The 26581-nt window shown below is 65.4% G+C and carries 27 protein-coding genes and 2 pseudogenes; 9 read left to right on the top strand and 20 right to left on the bottom strand.

The features are described from left to right. Positions 1–11 precede the first annotated feature (11 nt). A complete protein-coding gene (gene pheT, locus CXR02_RS18940; protein WP_104063386.1) occupies positions 12–2555 on the bottom strand; it encodes a phenylalanine--tRNA ligase subunit beta in 2544 nt (847 codons plus the stop codon). 2 nt (positions 2556–2557) lie between these two features. Continuing rightward, complete coding sequence (pheS, locus tag CXR02_RS18935) at positions 2558–3619, bottom strand: phenylalanine--tRNA ligase subunit alpha (RefSeq protein WP_104063385.1); 1062 nt, start codon at positions 3617–3619, stop codon at positions 2558–2560. A 200-nt stretch (positions 3620–3819) separates the two neighbouring features. Between pheS and CXR02_RS18930 the strand changes: the two genes are divergently transcribed. From CXR02_RS18930 to CXR02_RS18920, 3 genes are all read left to right on the top strand, one after another. After that, the gene (locus tag CXR02_RS18930) at positions 3820–4302 is read left to right on the top strand and encodes a hypothetical protein (protein ID WP_258061123.1); all 483 of its coding nucleotides are present in this window, start codon (positions 3820–3822) and stop codon (positions 4300–4302) included. 2 nt (positions 4303–4304) lie between these two features. Next, complete coding sequence (locus CXR02_RS18925) at positions 4305–4961, top strand: SIMPL domain-containing protein (protein ID WP_104063384.1); 657 nt, start codon at positions 4305–4307, stop codon at positions 4959–4961. A gap of 94 nt (positions 4962–5055) precedes the next feature. Continuing rightward, positions 5056–6183: an Rv2578c family radical SAM protein gene (locus CXR02_RS18920; protein ID WP_181037288.1), complete on the top strand. Its 1128-nt coding sequence runs from the start codon at positions 5056–5058 to the stop codon at positions 6181–6183. Positions 6184–6193: 10 nt separating this feature from the next. On the opposite strand, the gene CXR02_RS18915 is transcribed toward CXR02_RS18920, so the two are convergent. Together CXR02_RS18915 and CXR02_RS18910 are read right to left on the bottom strand one after the other, a co-directional pair. Next, positions 6194–6352 carry a MetQ/NlpA family ABC transporter substrate-binding protein gene (locus CXR02_RS18915; RefSeq protein WP_258061122.1) on the bottom strand — a complete coding sequence of 53 codons (159 nt, stop codon included), beginning with the start codon at positions 6350–6352 and terminating at the stop codon, positions 6194–6196. Positions 6353–6361: 9 nt separating this feature from the next. Further along, positions 6362–6820 (bottom strand): (deoxy)nucleoside triphosphate pyrophosphohydrolase, encoded by a 459-nt coding sequence (locus CXR02_RS18910; protein ID WP_104063382.1) that lies wholly within the window; start codon positions 6818–6820, stop codon positions 6362–6364. A gap of 67 nt (positions 6821–6887) precedes the next feature. Between CXR02_RS18910 and CXR02_RS18905 the strand changes: the two genes are divergently transcribed. Then, positions 6888–8096, top strand: a complete 1209-nt coding sequence (locus tag CXR02_RS18905; RefSeq protein WP_104063381.1) for an MFS transporter — start codon at positions 6888–6890, stop codon at positions 8094–8096. A 59-nt stretch (positions 8097–8155) separates the two neighbouring features. Here CXR02_RS18905 and CXR02_RS18900 read toward each other — a convergent pair whose 3' ends face one another. Beyond that, entirely contained in the window at positions 8156–9160 is a 1005-nt protein-coding gene (locus CXR02_RS18900; RefSeq protein WP_104063380.1) for a cation diffusion facilitator family transporter, read from the bottom strand. 202 nt (positions 9161–9362) lie between these two features. On the opposite strand from CXR02_RS18900, the gene CXR02_RS18895 reads away from it, so the two are divergent. Further along, positions 9363–9638, top strand: coding sequence for a GlsB/YeaQ/YmgE family stress response membrane protein (locus tag CXR02_RS18895; RefSeq protein ID WP_056342958.1), 276 nt, complete (start codon positions 9363–9365; stop codon positions 9636–9638). Between the two features lie 104 nt (positions 9639–9742). On the opposite strand, the gene CXR02_RS18890 is transcribed toward CXR02_RS18895, so the two are convergent. The 3 genes from CXR02_RS18890 to rpmI all read right to left on the bottom strand — a co-directional run bounded on the left by CXR02_RS18890 (position 9743) and on the right by rpmI (position 11473). Further along, a complete protein-coding gene (locus CXR02_RS18890) occupies positions 9743–10636 on the bottom strand; it encodes an RNA methyltransferase (RefSeq protein ID WP_058929456.1) in 894 nt (297 codons plus the stop codon). A 49-nt stretch (positions 10637–10685) separates the two neighbouring features. After that, the gene (gene rplT, locus CXR02_RS18885; RefSeq protein ID WP_104063379.1) at positions 10686–11159 is read right to left on the bottom strand and encodes a 50S ribosomal protein L20; all 474 of its coding nucleotides are present in this window, start codon (positions 11157–11159) and stop codon (positions 10686–10688) included. Positions 11160–11278: 119 nt separating this feature from the next. After that, positions 11279–11473: a 50S ribosomal protein L35 gene (gene rpmI / locus CXR02_RS18880; RefSeq protein WP_009358635.1), complete on the bottom strand. Its 195-nt coding sequence runs from the start codon at positions 11471–11473 to the stop codon at positions 11279–11281. A gap of 129 nt (positions 11474–11602) precedes the next feature. Between rpmI and CXR02_RS23300 the strand changes: the two are divergent. After that, a pseudogene (locus CXR02_RS23300) lies at positions 11603–11893 on the top strand (hypothetical protein); the annotation flags it as partial. A 299-nt stretch (positions 11894–12192) separates the two neighbouring features. Here the strand turns inward: CXR02_RS23300 and infC are convergent. Continuing rightward, positions 12193–12717: pseudogene (gene infC / locus CXR02_RS23295) on the bottom strand (translation initiation factor IF-3); the annotation flags it as partial. A 313-nt stretch (positions 12718–13030) separates the two neighbouring features. Between infC and CXR02_RS18870 the strand changes: the two are divergent. Beyond that, on the top strand, positions 13031–13417 hold the full coding sequence (locus tag CXR02_RS18870) for a DUF1844 domain-containing protein (protein ID WP_104063378.1): 387 nt from the start codon (positions 13031–13033) through the stop codon (positions 13415–13417). A 157-nt stretch (positions 13418–13574) separates the two neighbouring features. Here the strand turns inward: CXR02_RS18870 and CXR02_RS18865 are convergent, their stop codons facing one another. From CXR02_RS18865 to CXR02_RS18835, 8 genes are all read right to left on the bottom strand, one after another. Continuing rightward, on the bottom strand, positions 13575–14879 hold the full coding sequence (locus CXR02_RS18865; RefSeq protein WP_104063377.1) for an MFS transporter: 1305 nt from the start codon (positions 14877–14879) through the stop codon (positions 13575–13577). 55 nt (positions 14880–14934) lie between these two features. Beyond that, entirely contained in the window at positions 14935–15831 is an 897-nt protein-coding gene (locus CXR02_RS18860; protein ID WP_104063376.1) for an SseB family protein, read from the bottom strand. 9 nt (positions 15832–15840) lie between these two features. Continuing rightward, positions 15841–16587: a bifunctional 1-(5-phosphoribosyl)-5-((5-phosphoribosylamino)methylideneamino)imidazole-4-carboxamide isomerase/phosphoribosylanthranilate isomerase PriA gene (gene priA, locus CXR02_RS18855; RefSeq protein WP_058929461.1), complete on the bottom strand. Its 747-nt coding sequence runs from the start codon at positions 16585–16587 to the stop codon at positions 15841–15843. A 57-nt stretch (positions 16588–16644) separates the two neighbouring features. Beyond that, positions 16645–16785 carry a hypothetical protein gene (locus CXR02_RS22475; protein ID WP_181037290.1) on the bottom strand — a complete coding sequence of 47 codons (141 nt, stop codon included), beginning with the start codon at positions 16783–16785 and terminating at the stop codon, positions 16645–16647. A gap of 18 nt (positions 16786–16803) precedes the next feature. After that, positions 16804–17535 carry an imidazole glycerol phosphate synthase subunit HisH gene (gene hisH / locus CXR02_RS18850; protein WP_104063375.1) on the bottom strand — a complete coding sequence of 244 codons (732 nt, stop codon included), beginning with the start codon at positions 17533–17535 and terminating at the stop codon, positions 16804–16806. Further along, positions 17532–18158 carry an imidazoleglycerol-phosphate dehydratase HisB gene (hisB, locus tag CXR02_RS18845; protein WP_104063411.1) on the bottom strand — a complete coding sequence of 209 codons (627 nt, stop codon included), beginning with the start codon at positions 18156–18158 and terminating at the stop codon, positions 17532–17534. Before hisB ends, hisH begins: the two co-directional genes overlap by 4 nt. An 81-nt stretch (positions 18159–18239) precedes the next feature. Beyond that, positions 18240–19358 carry a histidinol-phosphate transaminase gene (locus CXR02_RS18840; RefSeq protein WP_104063374.1) on the bottom strand — a complete coding sequence of 373 codons (1119 nt, stop codon included), beginning with the start codon at positions 19356–19358 and terminating at the stop codon, positions 18240–18242. A gap of 78 nt (positions 19359–19436) precedes the next feature. After that, on the bottom strand, positions 19437–19877 hold the full coding sequence (locus tag CXR02_RS18835; protein WP_104063373.1) for a LysM peptidoglycan-binding domain-containing protein: 441 nt from the start codon (positions 19875–19877) through the stop codon (positions 19437–19439). 349 nt (positions 19878–20226) lie between these two features. Between CXR02_RS18835 and lexA the strand changes: the two genes are divergently transcribed. Continuing rightward, positions 20227–20973: a transcriptional repressor LexA gene (lexA, locus tag CXR02_RS18830; RefSeq protein WP_104063372.1), complete on the top strand. Its 747-nt coding sequence runs from the start codon at positions 20227–20229 to the stop codon at positions 20971–20973. 12 nt (positions 20974–20985) lie between these two features. On the opposite strand, the gene CXR02_RS18825 is transcribed toward lexA, so the two are convergent. Next, positions 20986–23043: an ATP-dependent DNA helicase gene (locus CXR02_RS18825; protein WP_104063371.1), complete on the bottom strand. Its 2058-nt coding sequence runs from the start codon at positions 23041–23043 to the stop codon at positions 20986–20988. Then, complete coding sequence (hflX, locus tag CXR02_RS18820) at positions 23036–24601, bottom strand: GTPase HflX (RefSeq protein WP_104063410.1); 1566 nt, start codon at positions 24599–24601, stop codon at positions 23036–23038. Before hflX ends, CXR02_RS18825 begins: the two co-directional genes overlap by 8 nt. 438 nt (positions 24602–25039) lie before the next feature. Between hflX and CXR02_RS18815 the strand changes: the two genes are divergently transcribed. Beyond that, positions 25040–25654: a class I SAM-dependent methyltransferase gene (locus tag CXR02_RS18815; RefSeq protein ID WP_104063370.1), complete on the top strand. Its 615-nt coding sequence runs from the start codon at positions 25040–25042 to the stop codon at positions 25652–25654. Here CXR02_RS18815 and dapF read toward each other — a convergent pair. Beyond that, positions 25635–26579, bottom strand: coding sequence for a diaminopimelate epimerase (dapF, locus tag CXR02_RS18810; RefSeq protein WP_104063369.1), 945 nt, complete (start codon positions 26577–26579; stop codon positions 25635–25637). The two genes, CXR02_RS18815 and dapF, sit on opposite strands and share 20 nt — an antisense overlap. Positions 26580–26581: the final 2 nt, after the last annotated feature.

Genomic DNA, 26581 nt, shown 5'->3' with positions numbered 1-26581 from the left:
CGGATCCGCGTTTAGCGCTGGACGGCGCCGAAGCGCTCTGCGGCCAGGGCAACCGCGCTTTCGCGCGCAGCCGAGGCCTCATCGGCTGTCAGCGTCCGGTCCGTTGCCCGGAAACGCAGGCCGAAGGCGAGCGATTTCTTGCCTTCTTCAATACCCTTGCCGGCGTAGACGTCGAACAGCGCCACGTCCTCCAGAAGCTCGCCGGCGCCTTCGCGGAGCGCTTCGAGGACCTGGTCCGCGGGAATCTCCTGCGGCACCACCAGGGCAACGTCCTGGGTGGCCACCGGGAACGTGGAGATGTGGCGGGCCACAATCACATCCGCAGCTGCCTCGAACAGCGCATCCGCGTTGAACTCCAGCGCCACCGAACGGGCAGGCATGTCGTGCGCGGCCAGGAGCTTCGGGTGCAGCTCGCCGGCGTAACCCACTACTTCACCGGTCCGCAGCGAGAGCTGCGCGGCACGGCCCGGGTGGAACGCCTGGTGCGCACCCTGGCTGACCACAACCTCCACACCCAGGACATCCCCGGCGAGCCGGGCAATGTCAAGTGCGTCGGACCAGTCCCACAAGCGCGGCGTGTGGCCGGCGGCAGCGGGTGAATCGTGGCCGGTGAGGACAGCGGCTACGTGCAGCGGCTGGTCCGGAACGCCGTCGTACAGTGCATCCAGTACCTCGTCGGAAGGCTTGACGCCCAGCGGCGGGATGGACGGCGTACCCAAGGTCTCGCCCGGCAGGAAAACGAGGCCCGACTCGAAGAGCGCCAGGTCGCGGAACCCGCGGGAGTAGTTCCGCTTGGCCACCTCGATCAGCCCGGGGAGGATGGACGTGCGCAGGAAGCCGTGTTCCTCGCTGATCGGGTTCGCCAGCTTGACCGCGCTCCGGGCCGCACCCTGCTCGGCGACGCCGAACGTGTCGTTGGCCGCCTTGGAGACGAACGGGTAGGCCAGGACTTCGGTCAGACCGGCGTCGGCCAGTGACTGGATGAGCCGACGTCGCTGCTGCTGCACGCGGGTCAGGCCACGTCCCGGAGGGGCCACCGGAAGGGTGGCGGGGATGTTGTCGTAGCCCACCAGCCGCGCGATTTCCTCGGTGAGGTCTTCCTTGGTTTCCAGGTCGTTGCGCCAGCTGGGGGCGGTAACGGTCCAGCCGCCGTCGGCTTTTTCCACCACGGCGCCGAGGTCCACCAGCGAGGTGGTGATCTGTTCTTCGGTGAAATCGATGCCGATCCGCTGGGCGGCGAAGGCTTCCGGCAGCGCGATGGTCACGGCATCCGGTGCGGTCCCGACGTCGGTCCCCGCCTCGTCAGCAACCCCGCCGGCGAGGTCCACCAGGAGGTCAACAACACGCTGGGCAGCGATGTCCGCAACGTGCCAGTCGACGCCGCGCTCGAAGCGCTTGGACGCCTCGGACGGCAGCTTGTGCCGGCGGCGGGAACGGCCAATGGACACCTCGTCGAAGTGTGCAGCTTCCACCAGGACGTTCGACGTCGAATCGCTCACCTCGGTAGCTGCGCCGCCCATCACGCCGGCAATGCCGATCGCGCCGGATCCGTCGGTGATGAGGAGGTCCTCGACGTCGAGCGTGCGCTCCTTGTCGTCCAGGGTGGTGATCTTCTCCCCCGCCACGGCCCGGCGGACCACGATGTCGCCGGACAGTTTGTCCAGGTCATAGCAGTGCGTGGGCTGGCCAAGCTCGAGCATCACGTAGTTGGAGATGTCCACGGGCAGGGAGATGGAGCGGATCCCGGCAAGCCGGAGCCTTGAGGTCATCCACGGCGGCGTCGGATTGGTGGCGTCGACGCCCCGGACGGTGCGGGCCACAAAACGGTCGCAGCCGGGTTTGCCGTAGATGGGCGCGTCGTCGTTGAGCTTGACGCCGTAGCCGCCGGAAAGTTCCGCCGGGGCCTGGACCTTTGACGCGGGGTCCGTGAACCCCGTGCCGGTTGCGTGCGCATATTCGCGGGCCACACCACGGATGGAGAACGCGTAGCCGCGGTCCGGGGTCACGTTGATCTCGGCTGCCTGGTCATAGAGGCCCAGCAGTTCCATGGCATCCGTGCCGATTTCGGGATCGAGCCCGATCCGGGACAGCACCAGGATGCCGTCGTGGTCCTCGCCGATGCCAAGCTCACGCACGGAGGCGATCATGCCGGCGGAGAGGTGGCCGTATGTCTTCCGGGCGGAGATGTGGAAGTCGCCGGGCAGCACCGCCCCCGGCAGAGTGACAACTACCTTGTCGCCTTCAACGAAGTTGTGAGCGCCGCAGATGATGCCCTGCACCCCGGACGGGTCGATGCCGTCTCCAGTGAGGGTCTGTTCCTGGCCTTCGGGGACAACCCGGACCTGGCACCAGTTGATGGTTTTGCCGTTGGTCTGGGGTTCCTTGACGATGCTCAGGACCTGGCCCACCACAATCGGGCCCTGCAGGGTGTCCGTGGGGCGGTGGACCGCTTCCTCTTCAAAGCCAACCTTGACCAGTTCGGCCATCAGGTCTTCGGCCGTTGCTCCGGCCGGTACTGCTGCGAATTCACGCAGCCAGGAAAGTGGGATACGCACTGTTAGATCTCCATCCCGAAGTGCTCGCTGAAACGTACATCGCCTTCGATCATGTCGCGCATGTCGCCGACGTCATTGCGGAACATGAGCGCGCGCTCGATGCCCATGCCAAATGCGAAACCGGAGTAGATATCCGGGTCGATGCCCGCGGCGCGGAGGACGTTGGGGTTGATCATGCCGCAGCCGCCCCATTCGATCCAGCGCGGGCCGCCCTTGGCGCCCGGGTGCCAGATGTCCAGTTCCGCGGAGGGTTCGGTGAAGGGGAAGTAGTTCGGGCGCAGCCGGACGGACGCCTCGTCGCCGAACAACTGTCGGGTGAAGTGCTCCAGCGTGCCCAGGAGGTCGGCCATGCTCAAGTTCTTGTCGATGGCCAGGCCCTCGAACTGGTGGAACACCGGGGTGTGCGTCGCGTCCAGTTCATCGGTGCGGAACACCTTGCCGGGGCAGAGGACGTAGATGGGCAGTTCGCGTTCCAGCATGGACCGGACCTGCACCGGGGAGGTGTGCGTACGCATCACCAGGTGGGCCTCCGGCGGCTCCACGAAAAACGTGTCCTGCATTTCGCGGGCGGGGTGGTCCGGCTTGAAGTTCAGGGCGTCGAAGTTGAACCATTCGGATTCCACCTCGGGGCCTTCGGCGATTTCCCAGCCCATGCCCACAAAGATGTCCGCCACGCGGTCCTGCAGCGTGGAGAGCGGGTGACGCGCTCCTGCCCGACGACGGCGGGGTGCGGCAGTGACGTCCACCGTCTCTTCCAGCAGGATCCGGGCGTCGTTTTGTGCTTCCAGCTCGGCGGTGCGGTCCGCGAGCGCCTTGTTGACCCGGCCCCGGGACGAACCCATGAGTTTGCCGGCTACGGCTTTCTGGTCTTTCGGCAGTCCGCCGATCTCCCGGTTGGCCAGGCTGAGCGGTGACTTCTCACCGGTGTGCGCCAGCCTCACCGCCTTGAGTTCGTCAAGGGTGCCTGCGCCGGCAATGGCGGCGATGGCCTGGTCTACAGCTGCAGTGATGGCGGCTTCATCCGTAGGGTTCGGGATGGCGGCGCCCGGCAAAGTTTCAGTCATCTACTGTTCTTAGCTACGAGTCGGGGCTGCCGGTGAGGGGTGCAGCCGTGCGCGGTTTCCCGGCAGCGCATCCGTCACTGGCAGGTCATGTTGTGGATTCACCCAAGGTGAACGCACTCGATGACCAGGTCAGGGCACACCGGTCAAACTGGCGGCCACTATCCTCCAGTCTAAGTGAAGGCTCCGGCTACCATGGCCTCATGACACAAGGGCAGAGCCTGTCAGCCGCGCAGCTGTTGACGCCGGGGCAGCGGGTACGGCAGCTCGCCAACCTGGCCAACGGCACTACCCTGCTGGGCCTGGCCGTTGCCGCGGCTGCGGGAACCGCCGTCAGCAAAGGCCCCCGCGGGCTGGTCATAGCGTCCGGCTACCGGTGGCGCATTCCGTATGCGGGGGCCTTCACCCTGGGCAACGTGGTCATCTGCCGGATCCGGACTGAAGAACTGACGTCCAATCCGGCGCTCCTGGGGCATGAGGAAAAGCACTGCAGCCAGTACGCCTACTGCCTGGGGTTGCCCTTCCTTCCGCTGTATTTCCTGGCCGCCGGCTGGTCGCAGCTCCGGACGGGCAATCCGGCGACGGCAAATTTCTTCGAGCGGCAGGCCGGCCTGGCAGCCGGCGGTTACGTTGACATCAGGACACCAAAGCCGGCGCCCCATGGGGCCGGCGGAATCGAGGTCTGACAATGACGGGCGAACCCAACACCACGACAAACAACAGGACCATCACCGTGACCGGAACGGGGACGGCGGAGGCGCCACCTGACTTACTGACGATTTCTGTGGGCGTCGAGTGCCGGAGGGACAGCGTGGGCGCCGCCTATGCGGATGCAGGAACAGCGTCCGCAGCCGTATCCGGTGCGCTCCGCCGGCACGGCCTGGCTGACACGGACATCCGGACCTCCGGACTGAACGTCCGGCCGGAGTTCGTCTGGCGCGACGGCGGGGGCCAGCAGGTGACGGGGTACGTGACCTCCAGCATGCTTACCGTGCGCCTGCGGCAGGTCAGCGCGGCATCCGCCGTTATTGCCGCCGCAGTAGACGCCGGCGGCGATGACGTGCGCCTGAACGGACTGGAACTTGGTTTCTCGGATGAGTCAGCCGTCGCCGCACTCGCCCGGGACGCTGCATGGCAGGATGCCTCAGCCAAAGCCGAACAGTTTGCATCCCTGGCGTCCGCGCGGCTTGGCGCGGTGATGTCCGTTGCCGAGCACCCGGATGCGCCCGGGCCCATCCCGGTGGCCCGGATCCAGCGCGCCGCCGCCAGCGAAGCCATCAGCGTGGAGGCGGGCCACGCGAGCATTAACGCCAGCGTCACCGTGGTGTGGGAACTGCTGGACTGACGGTTCCCCCAGGCCGGCGCCGAACCCGCGGCGCGCGGACTTCCGCGGCGCCCGGTCCTTGACTTAAGTTCGAACATACATTCGAATGGAAGGCATGAGATGGGATGCACAAGCGCTGATGCCCCGGCCCGCCGATGACCTCGGAAGTGGCCCATCACCCGCCCTGCTTCCCCTTGCCGGGTTGGTCCGTTCTGTGACCACCCCCGAATTCGCCGGCATCACCTTCCATGAGGTCACCGCCAAATCGGTGCTCAATAAGGTGGTGGCCGGGTCGCGGATGCCGTTTGAGTGGACCGTGAACCCATACCGCGGCTGCAGCCATGCCTGTGTTTACTGTTTTGCGCGCAAGAGCCACACGTATCTCGACTTTGACGCCGGACTGGATTTCGACAGCCAGGTGGTGGTCAAGGTCAATGCGGCCGAGGTCCTCCGGAAGGAGTTGGCCAAACCGTCCTGGGGCCGTCACCAGGTGGCGCTTGGCACCAACACGGACCCCTACCAGCGGGCCGAGGGCCGCTACCAGCTGATGCCGGGAATCATCACGGCGCTGGCTGACTCAGGTACGCCGTTGTCCATCCTCACCAAGGGGACGCTGCTCGCCCGGGACATCCCGCTCCTGAAGCGGGCTGCCGCCCAGGTGCCGGTAGGGGTGGGTATTTCACTGGCCATGACGGATGAGGCGCTCTCGGAAGCCGTGGAACCAGGCACGCCGGGGCCTCGGGCGAGGCTGAAGCTGGTCTCCCGCTTACGCGATGCCGGGCTCCCCTGCGGTGTTATGGCGATGCCTATCCTGCCGTGGCTGTCCGACAGTGACGAAGCCCTCGATTCCCTGTTCGCTTCGTTGGCCGCAGCCGGTGCCACGGGCGTCACAGCGGGCGCCCTCTACCTGAAGCCGGGAACACGCGAGTGGTTCATGCAGTGGATTGCCAAGAACCATCCGGAACTGGCTGGCCGCTACCGGCGCCTCTATGGCACAGGGTCCTACGCGTCCAAGGAATACCGCACCTGGCTCACCGCAAAGGTGCGCTATTTCAAGCACCGGCACGGCTTCACCAGCGGCCACGGCTTCAGCCACCGTGACCTCGAAGACGATCCCCGTGGCGAGGAAGCCCAGTATCCGGCGGGGAGTATCCCGTCTACCGGCGTCGGCACACAGGAACGGCCGGCTGGGGAGTCCCAACCGGCCGCCGCCGGGCCACGTCAGCAGCCCACCCTGTTCTAGGGACGGATTCCTAGCTGGCCGGAATGACCAGGCCCTTGTACTTCTCCTGCAGGAAATCCTTCATGTCCTGCGAGGTCAGGATCTTGTAGAGCTTCTGGACCCGGGGATCGTCCTTCATCTCGGCTTTGACTGCCAGCACGTTGTAGTAGGCACTGTCCTTGCCTTCCACTAGCAGCTCCTATAATTCAGCGAAGGGGGCTGATCCCACAGGCGTGCCCAGTGATTCAAGAAGTGCCCGGACAATCGGGAAGTCTGCGGGAATCCACGGAAGACTGAGAGCTTCATCACGATTCGTGGTGCTGATCCATCTCAGCTGGTCATGGTCTTCGAGCGGCTGGGGATCGCCGTCGGAAATCTCCGCGAACCACACCCGCATGCTGGCCCGCTCGTTCAGCCGCCAGCCAGCTGCCGTCCCGGAGTGGAGTTCCGGCCCCAGACGGACCTCTACGCCCAGTTCTTCCCTGAGTTCCCGGTGCAACGCGGCCTCGCATTCCTCACCGGCGTCCACTTTCCCGCCGGGAAATTCCCAGAGCCCAGCGAACTGCTCGGGAGCAGTCCGCCTGGCCACCAGCATGCGGGCGGGGTTCGCCAACGAGTCCACTATTGCTCCGCCAACTACCTGTATCAGTCCACTCACCGCCCCAGTCTATGAGGGAGAATGGTTTACGGGCCTTCCCCCAACATCCCCTTTGAAAAGCAGGCACATGAGCAGCGTCGTCCAAACCTCCACCGCGTCCAAGGCGAAGACTCCGCATGTTGGCGCGGCGATCTTTGCGCTGGCAATGGGCGGCGTCGGAATCGGCGTCACGGAGTTCACCATGATGGGCCTGCTGAAAGAGGTGGAACAAGGACTCGGCATCAGCACCCCGGAGGCCGGACACCTCATTTCCGCCTACGCCCTCGGGGTTGTGGTGGGCGCGCCGCTGCTCGCCGCAGTCGGTGCCAAACTGCCACGCAAATACCTCGCACTGGGCCTCATGCTGTTCTTCACGCTGGCCAACCTGACGTCCTATGTTGCTCCCGATTACGGGAGCATGCTGGTTTCCCGGTTTGCGGCCGGACTGCCGCACGGTGCATTCTTCGGGGTCGCGGCTGTGATCGCCGCCTCCCTGGTTTCCCCCACGCGTCGGGGTTGGGCCATCTCCATGGTGATGGCGGGCCTCTCCGTTTCGAACGTCATCGGTGTGCCCGCGGCCACCTGGGTGGGCCAGACCTTCGGCTGGCGGCTGCTGTTCCTCCTCGTGGGAGGCATTGGCTTGCTGACACTGGTGCTGCTGTGGCGCTATGTCCCGTACCAGGCCCCCCATCCTGACGCGAGCATCCGCCGCGAACTCGGTGCGCTCAAACGGCTCCAGGTGTGGCTGGCCATCCTGATCGGCATCGTGGGTTTTGGTGGCTTCTTCGCGACCTACACCTACATTGCGCACACCATGACCCTGGTGGCCGGGATTCCGGGATCGCTGTTGCCCATTGTGGTGGCCCTCTACGGACTGGGCATGGTGGCCGGAACAGTCGTCGGCGGCAGGCTGGCCGACAAGTCAGTGATGGGGACGCTGTACTGGGTCCTGCCCGGGATCGCCGTCGCGCTGGTGGTCTACGCGGTGGCTGTGCACTGGCCCTGGTCGGCCCTGGTGATGGTCTTTGTGGTGGGAGCGTCCGGCTCCATGCTGATCCCGGCCCTGCAGACCCGTTTGTTGGATGCGTCGCCGGACGCCCCCTCCCTGGCTTCTTCGCTCAACCACGCCGCGCTTAACGTTGCCAATGCCCTGGGCGCCTTCCTGGGCGGCCTAGTGATCGCCTGGGGCTGGGGCTTCGTGGCACCCGCGCTCGTGGGCGCCGGGTTGGCAGTCCTGGGCTTTGGCATCGCGGTGACCAGCGGCGTACTGGAACGCAAAAAGCCGCTGGCCGCCTGATCCTGGGAACGGGCGGGCAGCGGCTTCACCGAAGCATTCGGTGCGCTGAGGAAGGAACGTCAGGCCTGCGGGTCCCGAGCCCCGGCATCAGCGGCTGTCTGGCCGGCGCTGGGAACCTGACCGGCGCCTGAGACCTCGTCCGTGCGACTGTCCTCGCGGTGCAGATCCGGTTCGAGGTAGATCACCCGGGCCATCGGAACGGCCGTGCGGATTCGGGACTCGGCACCGTCAATCGCGGCGGCGATGTCCCGGCCGGTTTCTGCGGCACCCACGGAGATCTTGGCGGCCACCAGCAGCTCCTCCGGTCCGAGGTGAAGGGTCTTGAGGTGGATGATCCGGTTGTGTCCCCCGGCCTCGATGGCCTCACTGATGCGGGCCACGTCATCCCGGGTGGCGGACTCGCCCAGCAGCAGGGACTTGGTTTCGACAGCCAGCACCACGGCGATGGCCACGAGCAGCAGGCCGATCATGCCGGTACCCGCGGCGTCCCAGATCCCGTTGCCGGTCACGAGGGTCATGCTCACACCCACGAGCGCGAACACAAGGCCAAGAAGCGCCCCGAGGTCTTCCAGCAGGATGACGGGCAGTTCCGGCTGCTTGGCCGTGCGCACAAAGCTCACCCAGCCCTGCTTGCCGCGGACGTGGTTGGATTCGATGATGGCCGTCCGGAACGAGAAGGACTCAGCAACAATGGCGCCGATCAGCACCGCCAGTGGAACCCACCAGAAGTCCCCTTCGATGGCGTGCGGGTGCTGCAGCTTCTCCCACGCTTCGAACAGTGCAAAAAGCCCGCCCACGCTGAACAGCACGATCGAGACGATAAAGGCGTAAATGTAGCGTTCACGGCCATACCCGAACGGGTGCTCCGGGCTGGCTGCCTTCCGGGCGCGCTTGCCGCCGATCAGGAGCAGCAGTTGATTGCCGGAGTCGGCAATCGAGTGGATGGCTTCGGCCAGCATCGACGAGGAAGCCGTCAGAAAAAAGGCCACGAATTTCAGGACGGCGATGGTCAGGTTTGCGGCTAGGGCCGCGACGATCGCCTTGGTACCGCCATTTGCAGCCACGGAGGCTTCTCCTCTTCACAGGTTTCAAGAACAGCAGGGATATTCGCGGCGCCGCAGTGGGCTCCGCCCACGAATACCGTACCTTTTCGGGTGCAGAAGACGCACTTCTGACATGCACTAAGCCTGCTGACATCAGAGGGGCGGTGTGTTAGCTTGAACACTAATCGGGACGTTTAATCCCGACGAATATGAAGGAGGAGACATGGGTTTTCTTGCTTGGATTATTCTCGGCCTCATCGTAGGGGCCATCGTTAAAGCCGTTATGCCGGGCAAAGTCGGCGGCGGCTGGGTGACGAGTCTCGTGCTCGGCGTTGTCGGCGCAATTGTAGGCGGCTGGATTGGCAGCCTCCTGTTCGGCAAGGGTGACCTTGCCTTCTTTGATCTGGGTACCTGGATCCTGGCCATCGTAGGCGGCCTGGTAGTTGCCGGCGTCTACGGCGCCATCACAGGACGCAGCAAGAGCACACGGGCGCCCTGATACCCCTACCTCATCTGGTTCATACAGCAAGTACCTCATCTGGTTCATACAGCAAGGGCCCCGGAGAAACTTCCGGGGCCCTGCCTTTTAAGTCACGTCTTCAGTCACGCTTTCTGGGACCGGGCACTGGCGTAGAGGCACACCGTTGCCGCCGTGCCGAGGTTCAAGCTTTCGGCGGCACCGTATACCGGCACCGCCACCCGGTGATCTGCCAAGGCCAGTTCATCTTCGGCGAGCCCCTGCGCTTCGTTTCCGAACAGCCACGCAGTGGGACCCTCCAGGGCAAACAGCGATTCGACGCCGGGGCCTGCGATCCGGCGGGCGGCGTTTTCGTCCTGGAGCGTATCCAGGTTGACGTCGCCGTCACCGTCGGCGGCCAGTATGCCAATCCCCCGCGCACGGCAGGCGGCTGCCACTTCCGCGATATCGGCACCCAGGACCACGGGTAGATGGAACAGGGAACCGGCGGTGGAACGGACGGCCTTGGGGTTATAGATGTCAACGCTGGACGAGGTCAGGATGACGGCGTCCGCCCCGGCCGCGTCAGCAGCCCGGAGTACAGTGCCGGCGTTGCCGGGGTCCCGGACCTGACACAGCACTGCAAGCAGCCGAGGGCCGGCGTCGAGGACCTGCTCAAGGCTGACGTCCAGGAAACCGCAGACCGCAAGAATGCCCTGCGGGGTAACCGTGTCCGCCATCGCGGCCAGCACTTCATCGGTAGTGAGGTATGCGTCAATACCCTCCGCGAGAGCCTCCAGGTCCGGGTGCCGGTCGAGGCAGGCCTCGCTCGCGTACACCTCATAGACGACGCCGGGCTCGCCCGCTGCAATCCTTTTCTGGTGCAGCGTGAGGGCCTCACGGACAGCTTGGGGACCCTCCGCCAGAAACTCGCTGCGCTTTAAACGGGCCGGGCGCCCGGCAAGCTGTGCCACCTTCCTCACCCGATCAGCTCGGGGGTTGGAGAGTGGAAAGTCTTGCGGGCGCCCGGTTTCGTTCATATAAGAACCTTAGTGGCTTCAGCCACCAGTCCCCGAACTGGCGTGGGTGCTACTTGGCAGCCACGTCAGCGGCAGGCTTTGCAGCCTTGGCCTTGGGTGCCTTGGGTGCCTTGGGTGCCTTGGCAGCCTTGGGGGCTGCGGCTTCGACGGCCGGAGCGGACGTGTCGGCAGGCAGGGAACCCTTGGCGATCTTCACCAGCGCGGCGAATGCGTTCGCATCCGAAACGGCCAGCTCAGCAAGCATACGGCGGTCAACCTCAACCTCAGCGGCCTTCAGGCCCTGGATCAGGCGGTTGTAAGTCAGGCCGTTGGCGCGGGATGCAGCATTGATGCGCTGGATCCACAGGCGGCGGAAGTCGCCCTTCTTCTTCTTGCGGTCGCCGTAGCTGTACACAAACGAGTGCAGCAGCTGCTCTTTTGCCTTGCGGTACAGGCGTGAACGCTGTCCACGGTAGCCCTTTGCGCGTTCAAGGATAACCCGGCGCTTCTTGTGGGCGTTGACCGCCCTCTTCACACGTGCCACGTGCGTACTCCTTCGAAAATTCTGATCCCAAGCATCTACTGCCGGAACAACCGGCTGGCCTGAGAAGCCTTTTTGGTAGTTGACTGCTGCCAGGTGGCATCAGTCAGAGAACTTGGAACTTAGATGCCGAGCATCTTCCGGATGACCTTAGCGTCACCCTTGAAGACGATCTTGTCGCCGGCCAGGCGACGAGTCAGCCTGGAGGACTTGTGCTCAAGGTAGTGGCGGCGGTTGGCCTGCTGGCGGCGCAGCTTGCCGCTGCCGGTCAGCTTGAAGCGCTTCTTAGCACCGCTGTGGGTCTTCATCTTCGGCATGGGAACCGATCTCCTTACGTGTCCACAGACATTGTCTGCAGTTCTTTCGAGCAGCCGCCCCTGCAGGCGGCATGCTGGTTGCGTACTGCAGGAGGATAACCTCCCGCAGCTTTGAACTAGGTAGTCTTCTTGCCAGCCGGCTTCGGAGCTGCCTTGGGGGCAGGCCTTGCAGCAGGCTTCGGCGCTGCCGGCCGGGCGATCGGCTTAGGCATCGGCACCGGCGGCCTCGGAGCTGCCGGAGCCGCAACTTCGGCGGGCTTGGCAGCGACAGGAGCCTTGACGGGTGCCGGGGCTGCCTTGGGAGCCTCACGCTTGGGAGCAGCGGCCCTCGGGGCAGCCTGCTTGGGCGCCTCCTGGACGGCGGCTTCCTTCACGGGTGCTGCCTTGGCGGCGGTTTCCTTTGCAGGAGCTTCCTTCGCGGCGGCTTCCTTGACGGGAGCTTCCTTCGCCGGCGCTTCCTTGACAGGGGCTTCGGCTTCCGGAGCGGCTTCAGCAGGTGCTTCAGACTGTGCCGGAGCTTCGGTTTCCGGCACCGTGGTGATGGCGAAACCTTCCGGAAGAAGGTCAGCCAGCGACTGCGTGAGCGGTGCCTGGTCGTCGCCGGAGACGTCGATGCGGCCGCCACCCGTAGCTTTCGCTTCGTTCTGCGCCTTGGCCTCTGCACGCTGTGATGCGCGGCGTGCCTCAGCCTTGGCTTCGGCCTTGTTCTTCAGCGGGCCCACAACCATGACCATGTTGCGGCCATCGATACGGGGGCTGGACTCGACAACGCCCACTTCGGCGACATCGTCAGCGAAGCGCTGGAGCAGGCGGATGCCCATTTCCGGACGCTGCTGCTCACGGCCGCGGAACTGGATCATGGCCTTGACCTTGTCACCGGCACCGAGGAAGCGCAGTGCATGGCCGCGCTTGGTCTCGTAGTCGTGGGTGTCAATCTTGAGGCGGAAGCGGATTTCCTTCAGAACAGTGTTGGTCTGGTTCTTCCGTGCTTCACGTGCCTTGACGGCGGCCTCGTACTTGTACTTGCCGAAGTCCATCAGCTTGCACACCGGAGGCTTGGCCTGCGGTGCAACTTCAACGAGATCAAGATCGGACTCGGCAGCCAAACGCAGGGCATCGTCAATACGGACGATTCCTACTTGTTCACCTGCAGGACCGACCAGCCGCACCTCGGGGACGCGGATACGCTCATTGATTCTTGGCTCGCTAATGTTAAAGCTCCTGTGATTGATGTGGCATTCCACCGGCAAATAGAGAAGGCCCCCAATTGCCGGAGCAATCGAAGGCCTCGAAGGTCGGATGCACGATCCTTCGTAAAGGCTGTGCGCACTTCCCCAGGCTCAACGCCTGATGGAACTGTCCGACCGGTACCCGGCAACCTTGGTTCCTGGCGGAATTGCTTCCGGTGGGAAAACGGCTGACGCGGGTGGGAGAGTACTCCGCTTGCAAACTGCATGTCATTCTACAGAACAAATCCCGCCTAACGCAGCTAAGCGTTGGTGGGACCTTCCACAGAAAAATAACGACATCCAGTCGGTCTGTGACAAGCTTACCAGTATGAGCACCCCAGACAGTAATTCACACGTTTTCGAGGCCTCGGACGCCAAGGCTGACGTGACCCAGCAAATCCGTGATATCTCGGAGGTGCCGGCCATCGAGGTCATCACCACCGCCGCCGTGCACCTGATGAGCGCGGCAGCGGTCAAGCTGGGCCTCGCCGCCGAGGACAATGCAGAGGAACTCAAGGATCTGGACGAGGCCCGCAAGCTCATCACCGCCCTTGCCGGACTCGTGACTTCAGCGGCCCCCGAAATCGGATCCCAGCACGCCGGCCCGTTGCGCGATGGCCTGCGTTCCCTGCAGCTCGCGTTCCGCGAGGAGTCCCTCATTCCGGACGCCCCGGGCAAGGGCCCGGGCGAAAAGTACACGGGCGCCGTCAACTAGAACCAACCAGCAAGAACTTCACAAAGTACGACGACGGCGGCGGACGGTCCACACGGACCCTCCGCCGCCGTCGTGTTCCACTTTGTTCTTGTCCAGATAACGGGACTTCCGCACCTGGAAAGGCGAAATATCTGGATAATAACTCCGGAGGCCGGCGTCAGACGGCAGCGCGGCGGCGTCGGTGGGCCTGGAGCAGTAGTCCCACCAGGCAGAGCAGAACTCCGGCCACGCCCACGGAGACAAATCCGCCGGATGGTCCCATCCCATCGATGAAAATCCCGGCAAGGGGCGCCCCGAGCGCCACCCCGGCAGTCAGCGCAGAGCCGTACCAGCCCATCGCCTCGCCGCGGCGGTCCTCCGCCACCAGGTCTGCCACATGTTCGGAGGCGGCCGACAGGACGGGGGCGCACAACAGGCCCGGAAGGATCGAGACGAAGGCCAGCGTCCAGGTGTCCTGGGCGAAACCCATCGGGATAGTCAGGGCCGCCATCCCCAGCAGCAGCAGGATCGGCGAAACTGGACGGTGCATGGCCCCGTACACCAGTCCGCCCACCACCGATGCGGCGCACCAAAAGAGGAACACAATGCCGATTTCGCCCTGGTGCCCGCCTGTTTCCAAGGCAGCAACAATGCCAACGTCCGTGCCGCTGAGCACCATGCCGGTTCCAGCCGCCACGGCGAATACCGCCGCTACGGTGGCCGTGAGCCATGCGAAGTTGTGGGCCACCTTGCCGCGCAGCCCCGCCGGCCCGCTGCGGGTGCGTTCTGCCCCGGCCGGGACGAGGTCTGCCGCCGCTTCCTGGAGGTGTGCCGGTGCGGCGGAAACCACAGCCACTGCCGCGGCGTGGCGCTGGTCGGCCTGGCACTCCTCAGTCTGCGAGGCACTTCGGGTGGGCGGGTTGAACCACATGAGGAACAATCCGGCCAGTGACGTCGAAACGCCCACCACGGTGAGCCCCAGAACGGTGAAGCCGCTGGTGGCCACAACGGCTCCGGCGGCAGGCCCGATCATAAACACCATCTCCGTGGCGATCGAGTCCAGCGCAAAAGCGGTCCGCCGCTGGTCGCCGTCCGCGAGGACGCCCAGGGACTGGCGGATCACACTGAAGATCGGCAACGTCAGCAGGCCGCCGACGAACACCAGCGGAAGCAGCCACTGGTAGGATACGTGCGGCACCATGGACCAAATGAGGACCTCTGACACCACTGACGGAATCAGCGCCCGGCGCAGGCCAACAGTGTCCACGCGCCTGCCGCGCCAAGGTGCGCCAACGGCAATGCCGATGGTCATAACAGCCGCTGCGGCGCCGGCTGCTGCGTACCCCTGGTCCAGGGTCAGGACGATATGCAAGGTCAGCAGCAGGCCTGCCGCGGAGTGGGGGATGCGGGCGATCATGCCGACCAGCAGCAGCCGCCGGATGGGCCGGTGGGCCAGCAGCTCCCGGTAAAGAGCGAAGTTCACGGAAAATCCTTTGGGTCTGCCCGCGGCAGCCCGGGATCTCCGCGCCAACCGTCAGCTATTGTGCTGCGCGCCGCAACTTGATTTCGATCGAGTCAACACGCTCTCCAAACAATACATTCCGGGACCATGCCTGTTGGAGGCCGGACACCAGCTCCTGGACTGCCGGAGCGTCCAACCCATCCTCAAGGTGGAGCAGCACCTGAAGTTCCGGCCCGGCACCGCCCCCGGAGAGCCTGGCACCCCTACCGGAGAGGACGGCGACGCCGGAACCCGGGAGGAGGGCAAGCTTGCGCACCGCAGGGAAGGCGGCCGTTGCCTCCGCCATCTCGGCTGCCAACGCCGCATCTGTGTAGGAAGGGATCCACTCCCGTTGCTGGGCCAGCGCCCAAACGGCGGGCCGCCGGACCACGAACGTGAGCTCCGAGCCTGGATCGAACACCAGTAACTCGGCCCCCTCGGCCACGGCTGAGAGGGCAGCCCGGGCGGCGTATACCGCCACCGGCCGGGCTTCGGGATGCCAGGCAGCCAAGGCCTCGGCCGAGGTAAAGGCCGGCATGGCCGTCCGGCCGTCGGCGGCCTTCAGGGTGACCAGCGCCATGTCCGCCTGCTTGTCCGACGTCAGGCCGTCGACGCCGGCCGCTTCCTCGCCGAGCTGGGCGATGATCGGGATAAAGACGCGGGCGGTGGCCAGCGAGGCCACCACAGCCGCTTCGTCGCCGTTGCCGTCAACCAGGGCCGCAACGGCGGCGAGGTAGCCGGCGTCGGCCGTTCCGTCGTCGTCCTCGAAATTATGGATCCTGCCGTCGTCCCCGGCGAGGCTCCGGCCTTCCCACGGCTGGCCGGCCGAGTCAGTACGGCCGCCCGCGCCCGCCAAAGCCGCCGCAATGTGTCCGGGCAGATGGCGCGGCGGCGGCGATTCCGCAGCCGGATCGGCGTTGTGCGTGCTGTCCACGGAAACTGCCTAGCGGCGGCCGGCGACGTCGAGGGCTTCGGGGAGCGTGAAGGCACCGGCGTACAGCGCCTTGCCAACAATCGCGCCTTCCACGCCCAGCGGCACCAGGGAGCGCAGCACTTTCAAGTCGTCCAGGCTGGAGATGCCGCCGGAGGCGACCACCGGCTTGCCGGTCTTCTCCACCATCTGGCGCAGGAGTTCAACGTTGGGGCCCTGCAGTGTGCCGTCTTTCGTAACGTCAGTGACAACGTACCGGGAGCACCCGGCTTCTTCGAGCCGGCCCAGGACCTCCCAGAGGTCGCCGCCTTCTTTGGTCCAGCCGCGGCCTGCCAGGGTGGTTCCGCGGACGTCGAGGCCGACGGCGATCCTGTCGCCAAAGCGGTCGATGGCACTGCGGGTCCACTCGGGGTTCTCCAGCGCCGCCGTGCCGAGGTTAACGCGGGCCACGCCAAGGGCCAGCGCCGCCTCGAGGGATTCGTCGTCCCGGAGTCCGCCGGAGAGCTCCACCTTGATGTCGAGCCGGCCCACCACTTCACGGAGCAGCTCGGCGTTCGACCCCCGGCCGAACGCGGCGTCAAGGTCCACCAGGTGCACCCATTCGGCGCCCTGCTCCTGCCAGTTGAGGGCTGCCTCCAGCGGTGTGCCGTAGCTCGTCTCGCTACCGGCCTCCCCCTGGACCAGCCGCACGGCCTGTCCGTTTACGACGTCGACGGCGGGCAGCAGTTCAAGAACCGGCAGATCAGTTGCGGTGGTCATCTCAAATCCTCTTGGGTGTTGGGTTGCTCGTGGAAGCGGAACTGTTGAATGTGTGAGCTATGTTCCAGGAAGCGTCAGGAGGTAGGCGGCCAGCAGCGCCATCCCGGCCAGGACGTAGAAGCCCACCTGGGTCCAGAGCGGTTTGTGCTGCTGCCTGAAGGACAGTGCGCCGCCCACCAAGAGGCCAGCCAGGCCCATCAGGACAATCGACCACATCTAGGCGGCGTCCGTGGCAGCTGGCTTGCGAAGGCCGTCCACCCAGTTGCGCAGCAGCCGTGCACCGGCGTCGCCGGATTTTTCCGGGTGGAATTGGGTAGCGCAGAGCGGTCCGTTCTCCACTGCGGCAATAAAGCGCGCGCCATGCTCTGACCAGGTCACCAGGGGCGCAGTCATCCGCGGCTGGATCACGTCGAAGTTCCAGTCCTGGACACCATAGGAGTGAACGAAGTAGAAGCGCTGGTCCGCGACGCCGGCGAAGAGTTTGGATCCTTCCGGAACGTCAACCGTGTTCCAGCCCATGTGTGGCACCACCTCGGCGGGAAGGAGTTCCACCTTGCCCGGCCACTCCCCCATGCCTTCAGCTTCTGTCCCGTGCTCCACCCCGGCCTCGAACAGGACCTGCAGGCCCACGCAGATTGCCAGGACCGGCCTGCCCCCGGCCACGCGCCGGCCGATCAGCCGGATGCCGTCCACGGCCTTGAGCTCGCGCATCACAGTCTCGAACGCGCCGACCCCGGGTACTACCAAGCCGTCGGCATTAAGCACGTCCGCCGGCTTGGAGCTGAGGATGACCTCGGCTCCTGCCCGCTCCAGGGCGCGCACGGCGGACCGGACGTTTCCCGAACCGTAATCCAGGACAGTGACCGTGGGCTTGCCTTCGGGCGACACAGGCTTCTTGCCGGTGGCCGGATCAATGACGGCGCCGTCCCGGAGAATTTGGCCGCTCACAGGGCACCCTTGGTGGAGGGGATTCCCTCCACGCGGGGATCGGGCTCGACCGCAGCACGCAGGGCGCGGGCGAAGGCCTTGAACTGCGCTTCCACAATGTGGTGCGGGTCGCGGCCCGCGATGACGTTCATGTGGAGGCAGATGCCGGCATGAAGCGTGATGGCCTCAAAGACGTGGCGGGTCAATGACCCCGTGAAGTGGCCGCCGATCAAGTGGTACTCCTGCCCGGCAGGCTCTCCGCCGTGCACCAGGTAGGGGCGGCCGGAGACGTCGACGACGGCGTGCGCCAGGGCTTCGTCGAGGGGCACGGTGGCCTCGCCGAACCTGCGGATCCCGGCCTTGTTTCCCAAGGCAGTGCGCAGAACTTCACCGAACGTGATGGCGACGTCCTCCACCGTGTGGTGGACGTCAATGTGGATGTCACCGGTGGCTTTGACCGTCATGTCAATGAGCGAGTGCTTGCAGAGCGCCGTCAGCATGTGGTCGTAGAACGGGACAGACGTGTCGATGTCCGAAACGCCCGTGCCGTCGAGGTTAATCTCCACGAGCACTGACGATTCACTGGTGGCACGCTCCATGCGTGCGGTCCGGGGCGCGGCAGCGTTCGATCCGGTGAAGCTCATGGTCATATGTCCTTTAGGCGAAGTCAGTGGTGCGAAAGCGAAGGAGATGTGCCGGCGCGCGGCGGCGCCGATACTTCAAGTTTAGGCGGGCAGCCTGGCCTGGCTGGCCAGGATGCGTTCCAGCGACGTCAGAAAGGCTGTGGTCTCCGTCTCAGTTCCCGCCGTGACACGCAGGTGGCCGGGGATGCCGACGTCGCGGATGAGTACGCCGTCGTCCAGCAGCCGCTGCCAGACGTCATGGGGGCTGTCGAGGCCGCCGAAGAAGACATAGTTCGAATCGGAGGCGGCAGGTTTGAGTCCCATTCGCGTCAGCTCGGACACGATGCGGTCGCGCTGCTCCTTGATGTCCTCGACGTCGGCCATCAGCGCAGTGCGGTGCTGCAGGGCGGCGAGGGCTGTTGCCTGGGTGATGGCCGAAAGGTGGTACGGCAGCCGAACCAGGCGCAGAGCGTCCGTGACTTCAGGAGCGGCGGCCATGTAGCCCAGGCGGGCGCCCGCGAGGGCGAACGCCTTGCTCATGGTGCGGGACACAATGAGGCGCTCCCGGCCGGGCAGCAACGTAAGGGCGCTGGGCGTTCCGTCGTGGGCGAACTCGTGGTAGGCCTCGTCAACGATGACGATGGTCTGGCTGGCCTCGCCGGCCTCGTACACGGCCTCCACAACATCCAGGCCCAGGCCCGTGCCGGTGGGATTGTTCGGCGAGCAGAGGAAAACGATGTTGGGCTGAAGCTCTTTGACCTGCAACGCGGCCGATTCGGCACTGAGTCCGTAATCGTCGGCCCGCTGCCCGACGAGGTACCCGGTGTCCGTGCCGCTGGCCAGGAGCGGGTACATGGAGTACGTGGGCGGGAATCCCAGCGCCGCGCGCCCGGGCCCGCCGAAAGCCTGGAGAATCTGCTGGAGGACCTCGTTGGAGCCGTTGGCCGCCCAGATGTTGGTCGCATCCAGACCGTGGCCGAGATACTCGGCCAGCGCTTCCCGGAGTTCGGTGAATTCTCGGTCCGGGTAGCGGTTGAGGCCCGCCGCGGCTTCCGTCACGGCCACGCTGATCGCGGCACGTACGTCCGCCGGGACGCCATGGGTGTTTTCGTTGACGTTCAGCAGGATAGGTACATCCAGCTGCGGGGCACCGTACGGGGTCAGTCCGCGGAGGTTGGTCCGGAGGGGAAGTCTGTTCAGACGCTCTAGCTGGTCATTCACCTGAACAGTTTAGGTCCGAAGCAGACGGCCGGAAAATGTGACGGCCTGCGGCGGCACACGCCCGAGCCTGCAGGCTGTTTACCTGATGGGGACGAAGAGTTGCTGTCCGGGGACAACGCCCCCGGCGGAAAGGTTGTTCAACTGGGCAATATCCGCGATGACATCACGGGGATCACGCTCGGGCGCCACCGCACTGGCAATCGCCCAGAGTGACTGGCCGGCCTGCACCGTGACCGAGACTGTTGGCGTTAGTGACAGGTCGGCGGCAGAATCGGCGGCCCTTGCCGGGGCGTTGAGGAAACCAGCCAGGGAAAGCAGGATTGCGGCAAGGATCACCAGCGGGATGCCGATGAGGACAATCCGGCCCCTGCGGGTCAGGCGCAGCGGCGGCAACGGTTCCCTGCGCTGCCTTGGCGCCGAACCCGACGTCGAAACGGGTGCGGACCACTGCCGCGAAGTGAGGTCCTGCACGGAAATTAACTGCGGACGCGAGTCCTGCGAAGCAGATATAGCTGACATGAAATGAGCCCTCCTGGACCATACTGTGCTGCCCGGCGCGCCCTCCGCGTCCACTTGCCGGCACCGGCCTGAGCCGTCCATAAATTCGAATATTCGAATCCGCAAGCAACGAGTAGAACACATGTTCGAACTTTGCTTCTTCATTTTTAGCACTTATCAACGAATATTGTCGAGACTCGCTAGAACAAATGTTTGAAAAAGCCCTGTGGCTGGCCTACGTTTGGATCAAAGAACAACCACCTCTGTAGTTGATCAGCAGGGTCTGACAATCAACTCCGACACCAGCCCCGGGGCGTTCCAGGCACCAGCGGCCGGAGCGGAGCCGGGCAACCGAAAGGCATTGGCGAAAATGGCAGCACCAGCCGCCGAGGGCAAGGCGACACCGCAGCGCCGCCAGCCCCCACGAACCCCCAAGGGGCTCACCGCCCGCCAAAAGAAGATCCTTGAAACCATCCAGCGCTCGGTGAATGACAACGGCTATCCGCCGTCGATGCGTGAAATCGGTGACACCGTGGGCCTGGCGAGTTTGTCGAGCGTGACCCACCAGCTCTCACAGCTGGAGAAGCTGGGATACTTGCGCCGGGACCCCAAGCGTCCGCGCGCCATGGAAGTCCTGATGCCGTTGACGCTTGACGGCGGGTCCACTAAGTCGAACGGGACAACCAAGCCCTCACTCCTGCACGGCATCGGCGGGACGGTCACCGAACTTCCCTCTGCCATGGACACCGCCATGGTGCCGTTGGTGGGCCGGATCGCGGCCGGCGGGCCCATCCTTGCTGACCAGGTGGTGGAAGATGTGATGCCCCTGCCCCGTCAGCTCGTGGGCCAGGGCGAGCTCTTTATGCTGCGCGTGGCCGGCGACTCCATGGTGGATGCTGCCATCTGCGACGGCGACTGGGTAGTGGTCCGCCGGCAGGCAGACGCCTCCAACGGCGATATTGTCGCGGCCCTGCTGGACGACGAAGCCACCGTCAAGACCTTCCGCCAGCGCGACGGCCACACGTGGCTGTTGCCGCAGAACACCCAGTACGAGCCCATCCTGGGCGATCACGCCACAATCATGGGCAAGGTCGTCTCGGTCCTCCGGTCGCTATAGGACTGCGCGCAGTCAGGCGCCCTTCCGGGCCAGCCTTTCCAGGGCGGCGAACGCCGTTTTGCGGTCCGTGGTGGGCCAGAACGGCGGCAGAGCGGCGCGGAGGAATCCGGCGTAGCGTTCTGTAGCAAGCCGGGAATCAAGCACGGCCACCACGCCTTTGTCTCCGGTGGAACGGATCAGCCTTCCCGCGCCCTGGGCCAGGCGGATGGCCGCCTGGGTCGCCGATACCGCCATAAAGCCGTTTCCGCCGGCCTGCGCAACGGCGCGGGACCGTGCCGTCATCAGCGGGTCATCCGGCCGTGGGAACGGAATGCGGTCGATCACCACCAGCCGGCATGATCCACCGGGAACATCAACACCCTGCCACAGGGACATGGTGCCGAACAGGCAGGTATCGGGCTCGTCCGCGAACTGCTTCACGAGGGCCGTCATGGTGGAGTCGCCCTGGCAGAGAATGCTGAGGCCAAGCCGGGGACGCATCGCTTCAGCGGCCTCCTCGGCGGCTCGACGGGACGAAAACAGACACAGGGCGCCGCCGCCGGACGCGCGGATCAGCGCCTCAAGTTCATCGAGGGCCTCCGGCGACGCCCCGCGGCCTGGCTTGGGGAGGTGCCCTGCGACATAGAGGATCCCCTGTTTGGGATAGTCAAAGGGCGATCCGACATCGATCCCGCTCCAGCTGGGCGCGCCCTCCCCCACCAGTCCCAAGCCGCCGGCGGTCGGTTCAAAGGCTGAGCCGATGGCCAGGGTTGCCGACGTCAGGACAACCGTGTGGCCGGCGAACAGCCCTTCGCGGAGCTTGCCGGCAACGCTAAGCGGCGCGATGTTGACCAGGACCGGCGCAGACTCGTCGGGCTGCGCATAGCCCTGTTGCGGATCGAAGGAACTTGCGCGCGAAAACCACACCACTTCGCGGTTTTCACGGGCCACGATCAGCCGCTCGCACAGTTCGAGGATCAGCATCAGGCGTGAGCGCGCGAGCTGCCGCCCGCCGTCGGCCGTTTGGCTGCCGTCCCCCTTGGAATCGGACAGTGCAGCGCGGCAGGCCTCACGCAACTGGTCCACACAATCCAGCTGTTCGTCGTTGAGGCCATTCGGGAGCAGCCCGTTGGGCACGCCGTCCAGGGCGAGTTCCAGGTTGGCGGCAGCTGCGTTGAGGGCATCCACGGTGATGGCCGTGTGTTTCCGTGCGCCCGACGCCGCAGCGTGGACCATTGCCACGGAGAGTTGCCCCGACACCGCACCGGTGACCCGGTCCTGCAGTTCGTGGGCCTCGTCCACCACCACAACGTCGTACTCGGGAAGAACTGCCAGGCCTTCAAAGGCGCTGACGGCGAGCATGGCATGGTTGGTGACCACAACGTCGGCCTCGGCGGCGTCGTGGCGCGCCAGTTCGCTGAAGCATTCGGCTGCCATGGGGCATTTCTGGGCCCCAAGGCATTCCATGGACGTCACTGAAACCTGCCGCCAGGCCCGGTCTGTTACTCCGGGAAGCAGTTCATCACGGTCGCCCGTGGTGGTCTTCTCCGCCCACTCGCGCAGTCGCACCACTTCCTTGCCGAGTTGGGACGGCTGCCCGCCCAAGGCAGCGGCGAAATGCGGGACGCTGGTGTCTTCGCCGAGGGAGAACAGCTGGCCCTCGGCGGGTTCCTCGGAGGGGAACCCGCCTTCGAGCTTGTGCTGGCACACATAGTTGGAGCGGCCCTTGACCAGGGCCACCTTGACCGGGCGGTCCAGGGCAGGGGTGATGGTCTTCAGCAGCCGGGGAAGGTCGCGGCCCACAATCTGGGTCTGCAGCGCAAGCGTGGCCGTTGACACCAGGGTGGGTTTGTTGCTCACGAGCGAGTGCGCAATGAGCGGAATCAGGTAGGCCAGGGACTTTCCGGTCCCCGTTCCGGCCTGAACCAGGAGGTGGTCGCCGGTTTCGATGGCCTTGGCCACCTGCCTGGCCATTTCGTGCTGCCCGCTGCGGCTTTGACCGCCCATGCCGGCCACGGCGCGGTCGAGCAGTTCGATCACGAACTCCTCGCCGGCCGTACCTTTGACTTCCCCCGCCGCAACCTCAGTCATGGTTGATGAAGGATTCCAGTTCAGCCGCAAGGCCCTCGCGCACCATTACCAAGGCGCGGGTACCGTGCTCGCCGTGATCCAGGCTCAGGATCTCGGCATCGGTCTCGTGCAGTTTGCTGATCAGGTCACCGCGGTCGTAGGGAATCAGGAGCTCCAGCTTCACGCCGGGCCGCGGAATCCCGTCACTGATGGCCCGCAGCAGTTCGGCGATCCCCTGCCCGGTGCGGGCCGAGACCACCACGTGGCGCGGCTCGCGCTGCTTGAGGCGCTCCACCACAAACGGATCAGCGGCATCGGCCTTGTTCAGGACAATGATCTCTGGCACCTTGCGGGCATCCACTTCGCTGAAGACCTTGCGGACTGCAGCAATCTGGCCTTCCGGGTCCGGATGGGACACGTCCACCACGTGCAGGATCAGATCCGCGTCAGCCACTTCCTCCAACGTGGAACGGAAGGCCTCCACCAACTGCGTGGGCAACGACCGGACAAACCCCACGGTGTCCGCGAGGGTGTAGCCGAGGCCATCGGAGGTTTCGGCCTTTCGCACGGTGGGATCCAGGGTGGCGAAGAGCGCGTTCTCCACCAGCACGCCGGCGTCGGTCAGCCTGTTCAGCAGCGATGACTTCCCGGCGTTGGTGTACCCGGCAATCGCAACGGAAGGCACTGAATTACGACGGCGGTTGGCCCGTTTGGTTTCCCGTGCCGGCTTCATCGCCGCGATCTCCCGCCGTAGCTTGGCCATGCGGGTCCGGATCCGGCGGCGGTCCAGTTCGATTTTCGTTTCACCGGGTCCGCGCGAACCCATGCCGGCGCCAGCGCCGCCCACCTGGCCACCGGCCTGGCGGGACATCGATTCACCCCAGCCACGCAGTCGTGGCAGGAGGTATTCGAGCTGCGCCAGTTCCACTTGGGCCTTGCCTTCACGGCTCTTGGCGTGCTGGGCAAAGATGTCCAGGATCAGGGCCGTGCGGTCAATGACTTTGACCTTGACGATGTCCTCAAGGCTACGCCGCTGGGACGGTGCCAGCTCGGCATCCACCACAACGGTGTCAGCCCCGGTGGACATCACGATTTCCTTGAGCTCAAGGGCCTTTCCGGAACCCAGGAACGTGCCCGGGTCCGGTTTGGCACGGCGCTGCACCATCCCGTCCAGGACTTCCGAGCCTGCTGTTTCGGCGAGGGCGGCGAGCTCACGCAGGGAATTCTCCGCGTCCGCCAAGGTGCCTTCGGACCATAGCCCGGCCAGCACCACACGTTCGAGGCGCAGTTGCCGGTATTCGACTTCGGTGACGTCTTCGAGTTCCGTGGACAGCCCGGCCACGCGCTTCAGTGCCCGGCGTTCCTCCCGGTCCTGCTGGTCGCCGTCGTAGCTGGTGTGTTCGTCGTCCAGGCGGGAGATCGCCTGAGCCCTGCCGAACACGGCCTTGTCACCGTCTGCGGCGGTGACGTTCCTGGCCGGTACGTCCTTGGCGAGAATCCGGTCGATGACAGCTTGGATCTCCTCGGGACTCATGTCCTGGGCTGCTGGATCGGAACCGGTGTTGGGCTGGCTGGTCATGGTCTCCTTTGAAGTTTCGGCATTTTCAGAATAGTGCCGATCGTTGGTCAGTGGTGAAGTATTCGCGCTGGGCTGACGGCTTGCAGTCATCCGGGCCTCCTGGTCTGCTGCGCGCCGGCCGGGACCGGGCAGCGCAGGGAGTCTTCGCATCCGGGGATGCGTGGAGTGGTGGAAGCGCGGGCAAACAGCAAGGACCGGCGGCGGCAGATCGCTCGAGTGTTGCCCGGCGGCATAACAGGTACGGAAGACCTGGTATGTGGCGCACTTGCGGAAGGTTAATACCTGCATCGCTGCGGGGCACGGCTTCGGAACGGGCGGCGTCCGGGAGGGACACCGGCCGTGCCGGCTACTCGAAGATCAAGAACATGGGTCCAAGATTAGCAGAAGCGGTGCCCGCGGTTTCGCATTGTCCACCCCGGCCAACTAATCTGGCCAGTTATGGAGTCCGCACACTATTTCAGCGCATCGCCCGCCGGGCCGTTCACCCGCAAGCCGCTCACCGTGGAACTGGCCGGCGAAACGCGCACGCTGCAGACGTCCGGCGGCATCTTCAGCCCCGACGGCATCGACAAGGGGACGGCGGTGCTCCTGGCCGAGGTCCCGGCCCCGGACCCCACAGGTAACCTCCTTGACATCGGCTGCGGCTGGGGGCCCATTGCCCTGACCCTCGCATTGCGGGCGCCACACGCCAAGGTCTACGCCGTGGACGTCAATGAACGCTGCATCACACTGACCAACGAGAATGCGGCCCTGCTGGGCCTGGGCAACGTGCTGGCCAGCACGCCGGAGGCGGTGGACCCGGACCTGCGCTTTGACACGATCTGGTCCAATCCGCCCATCCGGATCGGCAAGGATGAACTGCACAGCCTCCTGAAGCTGTGGCTGCCCCGGCTGGCGCCGGGCGGCTCCGCGTGGCTGGTGGTCCAAAAAAACCTGGGCTCGGATTCGCTTCAGCGCTGGCTCGCGACGGAACTGGATGCATCCTTCGCCGTGAGCCGGGAGTCCACGTCCAAGTCCTTCCGCATCCTTCGGGTCAGGAAAGCGTCCCAGTAGCCACAATGACGGCAGGCCCGCTGAGCTCGACGTGCTCGTGCCCGCCGGCCCCGGAGAAGAACTTAACGCCGACGACGCCACCCGGCACGTTGACCTGCCAGGAGTCCGGCGCTTCCGCCCCGGCCCAGTGCCGGATGGCCACTGTGGCGGCACACGCGCCCGTTCCGCACGACTGGGTCTCGCCCACGCCCCGCTCATGGACGCGCATGGTGATGGTGCCGATCCCGTTGTGGACCAGCGGTTCGGCAGGCACGACGAATTCAACGTTGGTTCCATTGACCGGCACCGGATCGACCTTCGGAGCAGTGTAGAGCCTGGTGGCTTCCAATTCGGACAGTTCAGCCAGTGCCACCACGGTGTGCGGGTTGCCCATGCTGACGGACAGGGCCGGGCGGGGCACTTCCAGGCCGTCCGCGGTGACCAGCGAATCCATGGCTTTGGCGGTCGCGTCGCCGGGGAAAATGAACTCCCACGGCCCCATGTCCACCGCGTAGCTGTCCCCCGTCCGGACCACGGTCTTGACGCCGCCGCGCGTCCCGATGGTGAGTGCGCCGCCGTCGGGCAGGTCTACCAGGCCTTCGGCGCGCAGGAAGTGCACAAAAACGCGGACCCCGTTGCCGCACATTTCCGACAGCGACCCGTCGCCGTTGCGGTAGTCCATGAACCACTCAGCCCCGGGGCTGCTCAGCAGCAGCTCGCGGCCTTCGGAGAGGTACCGGGAGGGGACGGCCCGGATCAGGCCGTCGCCGCCGATCCCGCGGTGACGGTCGCAGAGTGCGGCTACCTGGCCGGCGTCGATGGTGTGGACGCCGTCGGGGTCGGCGACCAGCACAAAGTCGTTGCCGGTGCCGTGGCCCTTGGAGAAGCGGAGTCCGCCCAAGGTGCGGAAGGCGGGCTCTGTGGTCTCTGCGGGAGTTGCGTCCATGG

The sequence above is a fragment of the Arthrobacter sp. 4R501 genome, assembly GCF_002929755.1.
GTDB lineage: Bacteria > Actinomycetota > Actinomycetes > Actinomycetales > Micrococcaceae > Arthrobacter.
Note: the sequence above shows the minus strand (reverse complement) of the source record. Positions and strands in the feature narration are given on the sequence as shown.

Coding starts and splice junctions, on each gene's coding strand:
- pheS (WP_104063385.1), bottom strand. CDS start 3,619: ATGACTGAAACTTTGCCGGGCGCCGCCATCCCGAACCCTACGGATGAA.
- CXR02_RS18930 (WP_258061123.1), top strand. CDS start 3,820: ATGACACAAGGGCAGAGCCTGTCAGCCGCGCAGCTGTTGACGCCGGGG.
- CXR02_RS18925 (WP_104063384.1), top strand. CDS start 4,305: ATGACGGGCGAACCCAACACCACGACAAACAACAGGACCATCACCGTG.
- CXR02_RS18920 (WP_181037288.1), top strand. CDS start 5,056: ATGAGATGGGATGCACAAGCGCTGATGCCCCGGCCCGCCGATGACCTC.
- CXR02_RS18905 (WP_104063381.1), top strand. CDS start 6,888: ATGAGCAGCGTCGTCCAAACCTCCACCGCGTCCAAGGCGAAGACTCCG.
- CXR02_RS18895 (WP_056342958.1), top strand. CDS start 9,363: ATGGGTTTTCTTGCTTGGATTATTCTCGGCCTCATCGTAGGGGCCATC.
- CXR02_RS18890 (WP_058929456.1), bottom strand. CDS start 10,636: ATGAACGAAACCGGGCGCCCGCAAGACTTTCCACTCTCCAACCCCCGA.
- rpmI (WP_009358635.1), bottom strand. CDS start 11,473: ATGCCGAAGATGAAGACCCACAGCGGTGCTAAGAAGCGCTTCAAGCTG.
- CXR02_RS18870 (WP_104063378.1), top strand. CDS start 13,031: ATGAGCACCCCAGACAGTAATTCACACGTTTTCGAGGCCTCGGACGCC.
- priA (WP_058929461.1), bottom strand. CDS start 16,587: ATGACCACCGCAACTGATCTGCCGGTTCTTGAACTGCTGCCCGCCGTC.
- CXR02_RS22475 (WP_181037290.1), bottom strand. CDS start 16,785: ATGGGCCTGGCTGGCCTCTTGGTGGGCGGCGCACTGTCCTTCAGGCAG.
- hisB (WP_104063411.1), bottom strand. CDS start 18,158: ATGAGCTTCACCGGATCGAACGCTGCCGCGCCCCGGACCGCACGCATG.
- CXR02_RS18835 (WP_104063373.1), bottom strand. CDS start 19,877: ATGTCAGCTATATCTGCTTCGCAGGACTCGCGTCCGCAGTTAATTTCC.
- lexA (WP_104063372.1), top strand. CDS start 20,227: ATGGCAGCACCAGCCGCCGAGGGCAAGGCGACACCGCAGCGCCGCCAG.
- CXR02_RS18825 (WP_104063371.1), bottom strand. CDS start 23,043: ATGACTGAGGTTGCGGCGGGGGAAGTCAAAGGTACGGCCGGCGAGGAG.
- hflX (WP_104063410.1), bottom strand. CDS start 24,601: ATGACCAGCCAGCCCAACACCGGTTCCGATCCAGCAGCCCAGGACATG.
- CXR02_RS18815 (WP_104063370.1), top strand. CDS start 25,040: ATGGAGTCCGCACACTATTTCAGCGCATCGCCCGCCGGGCCGTTCACC.
- dapF (WP_104063369.1), bottom strand. CDS start 26,579: ATGGACGCAACTCCCGCAGAGACCACAGAGCCCGCCTTCCGCACCTTG.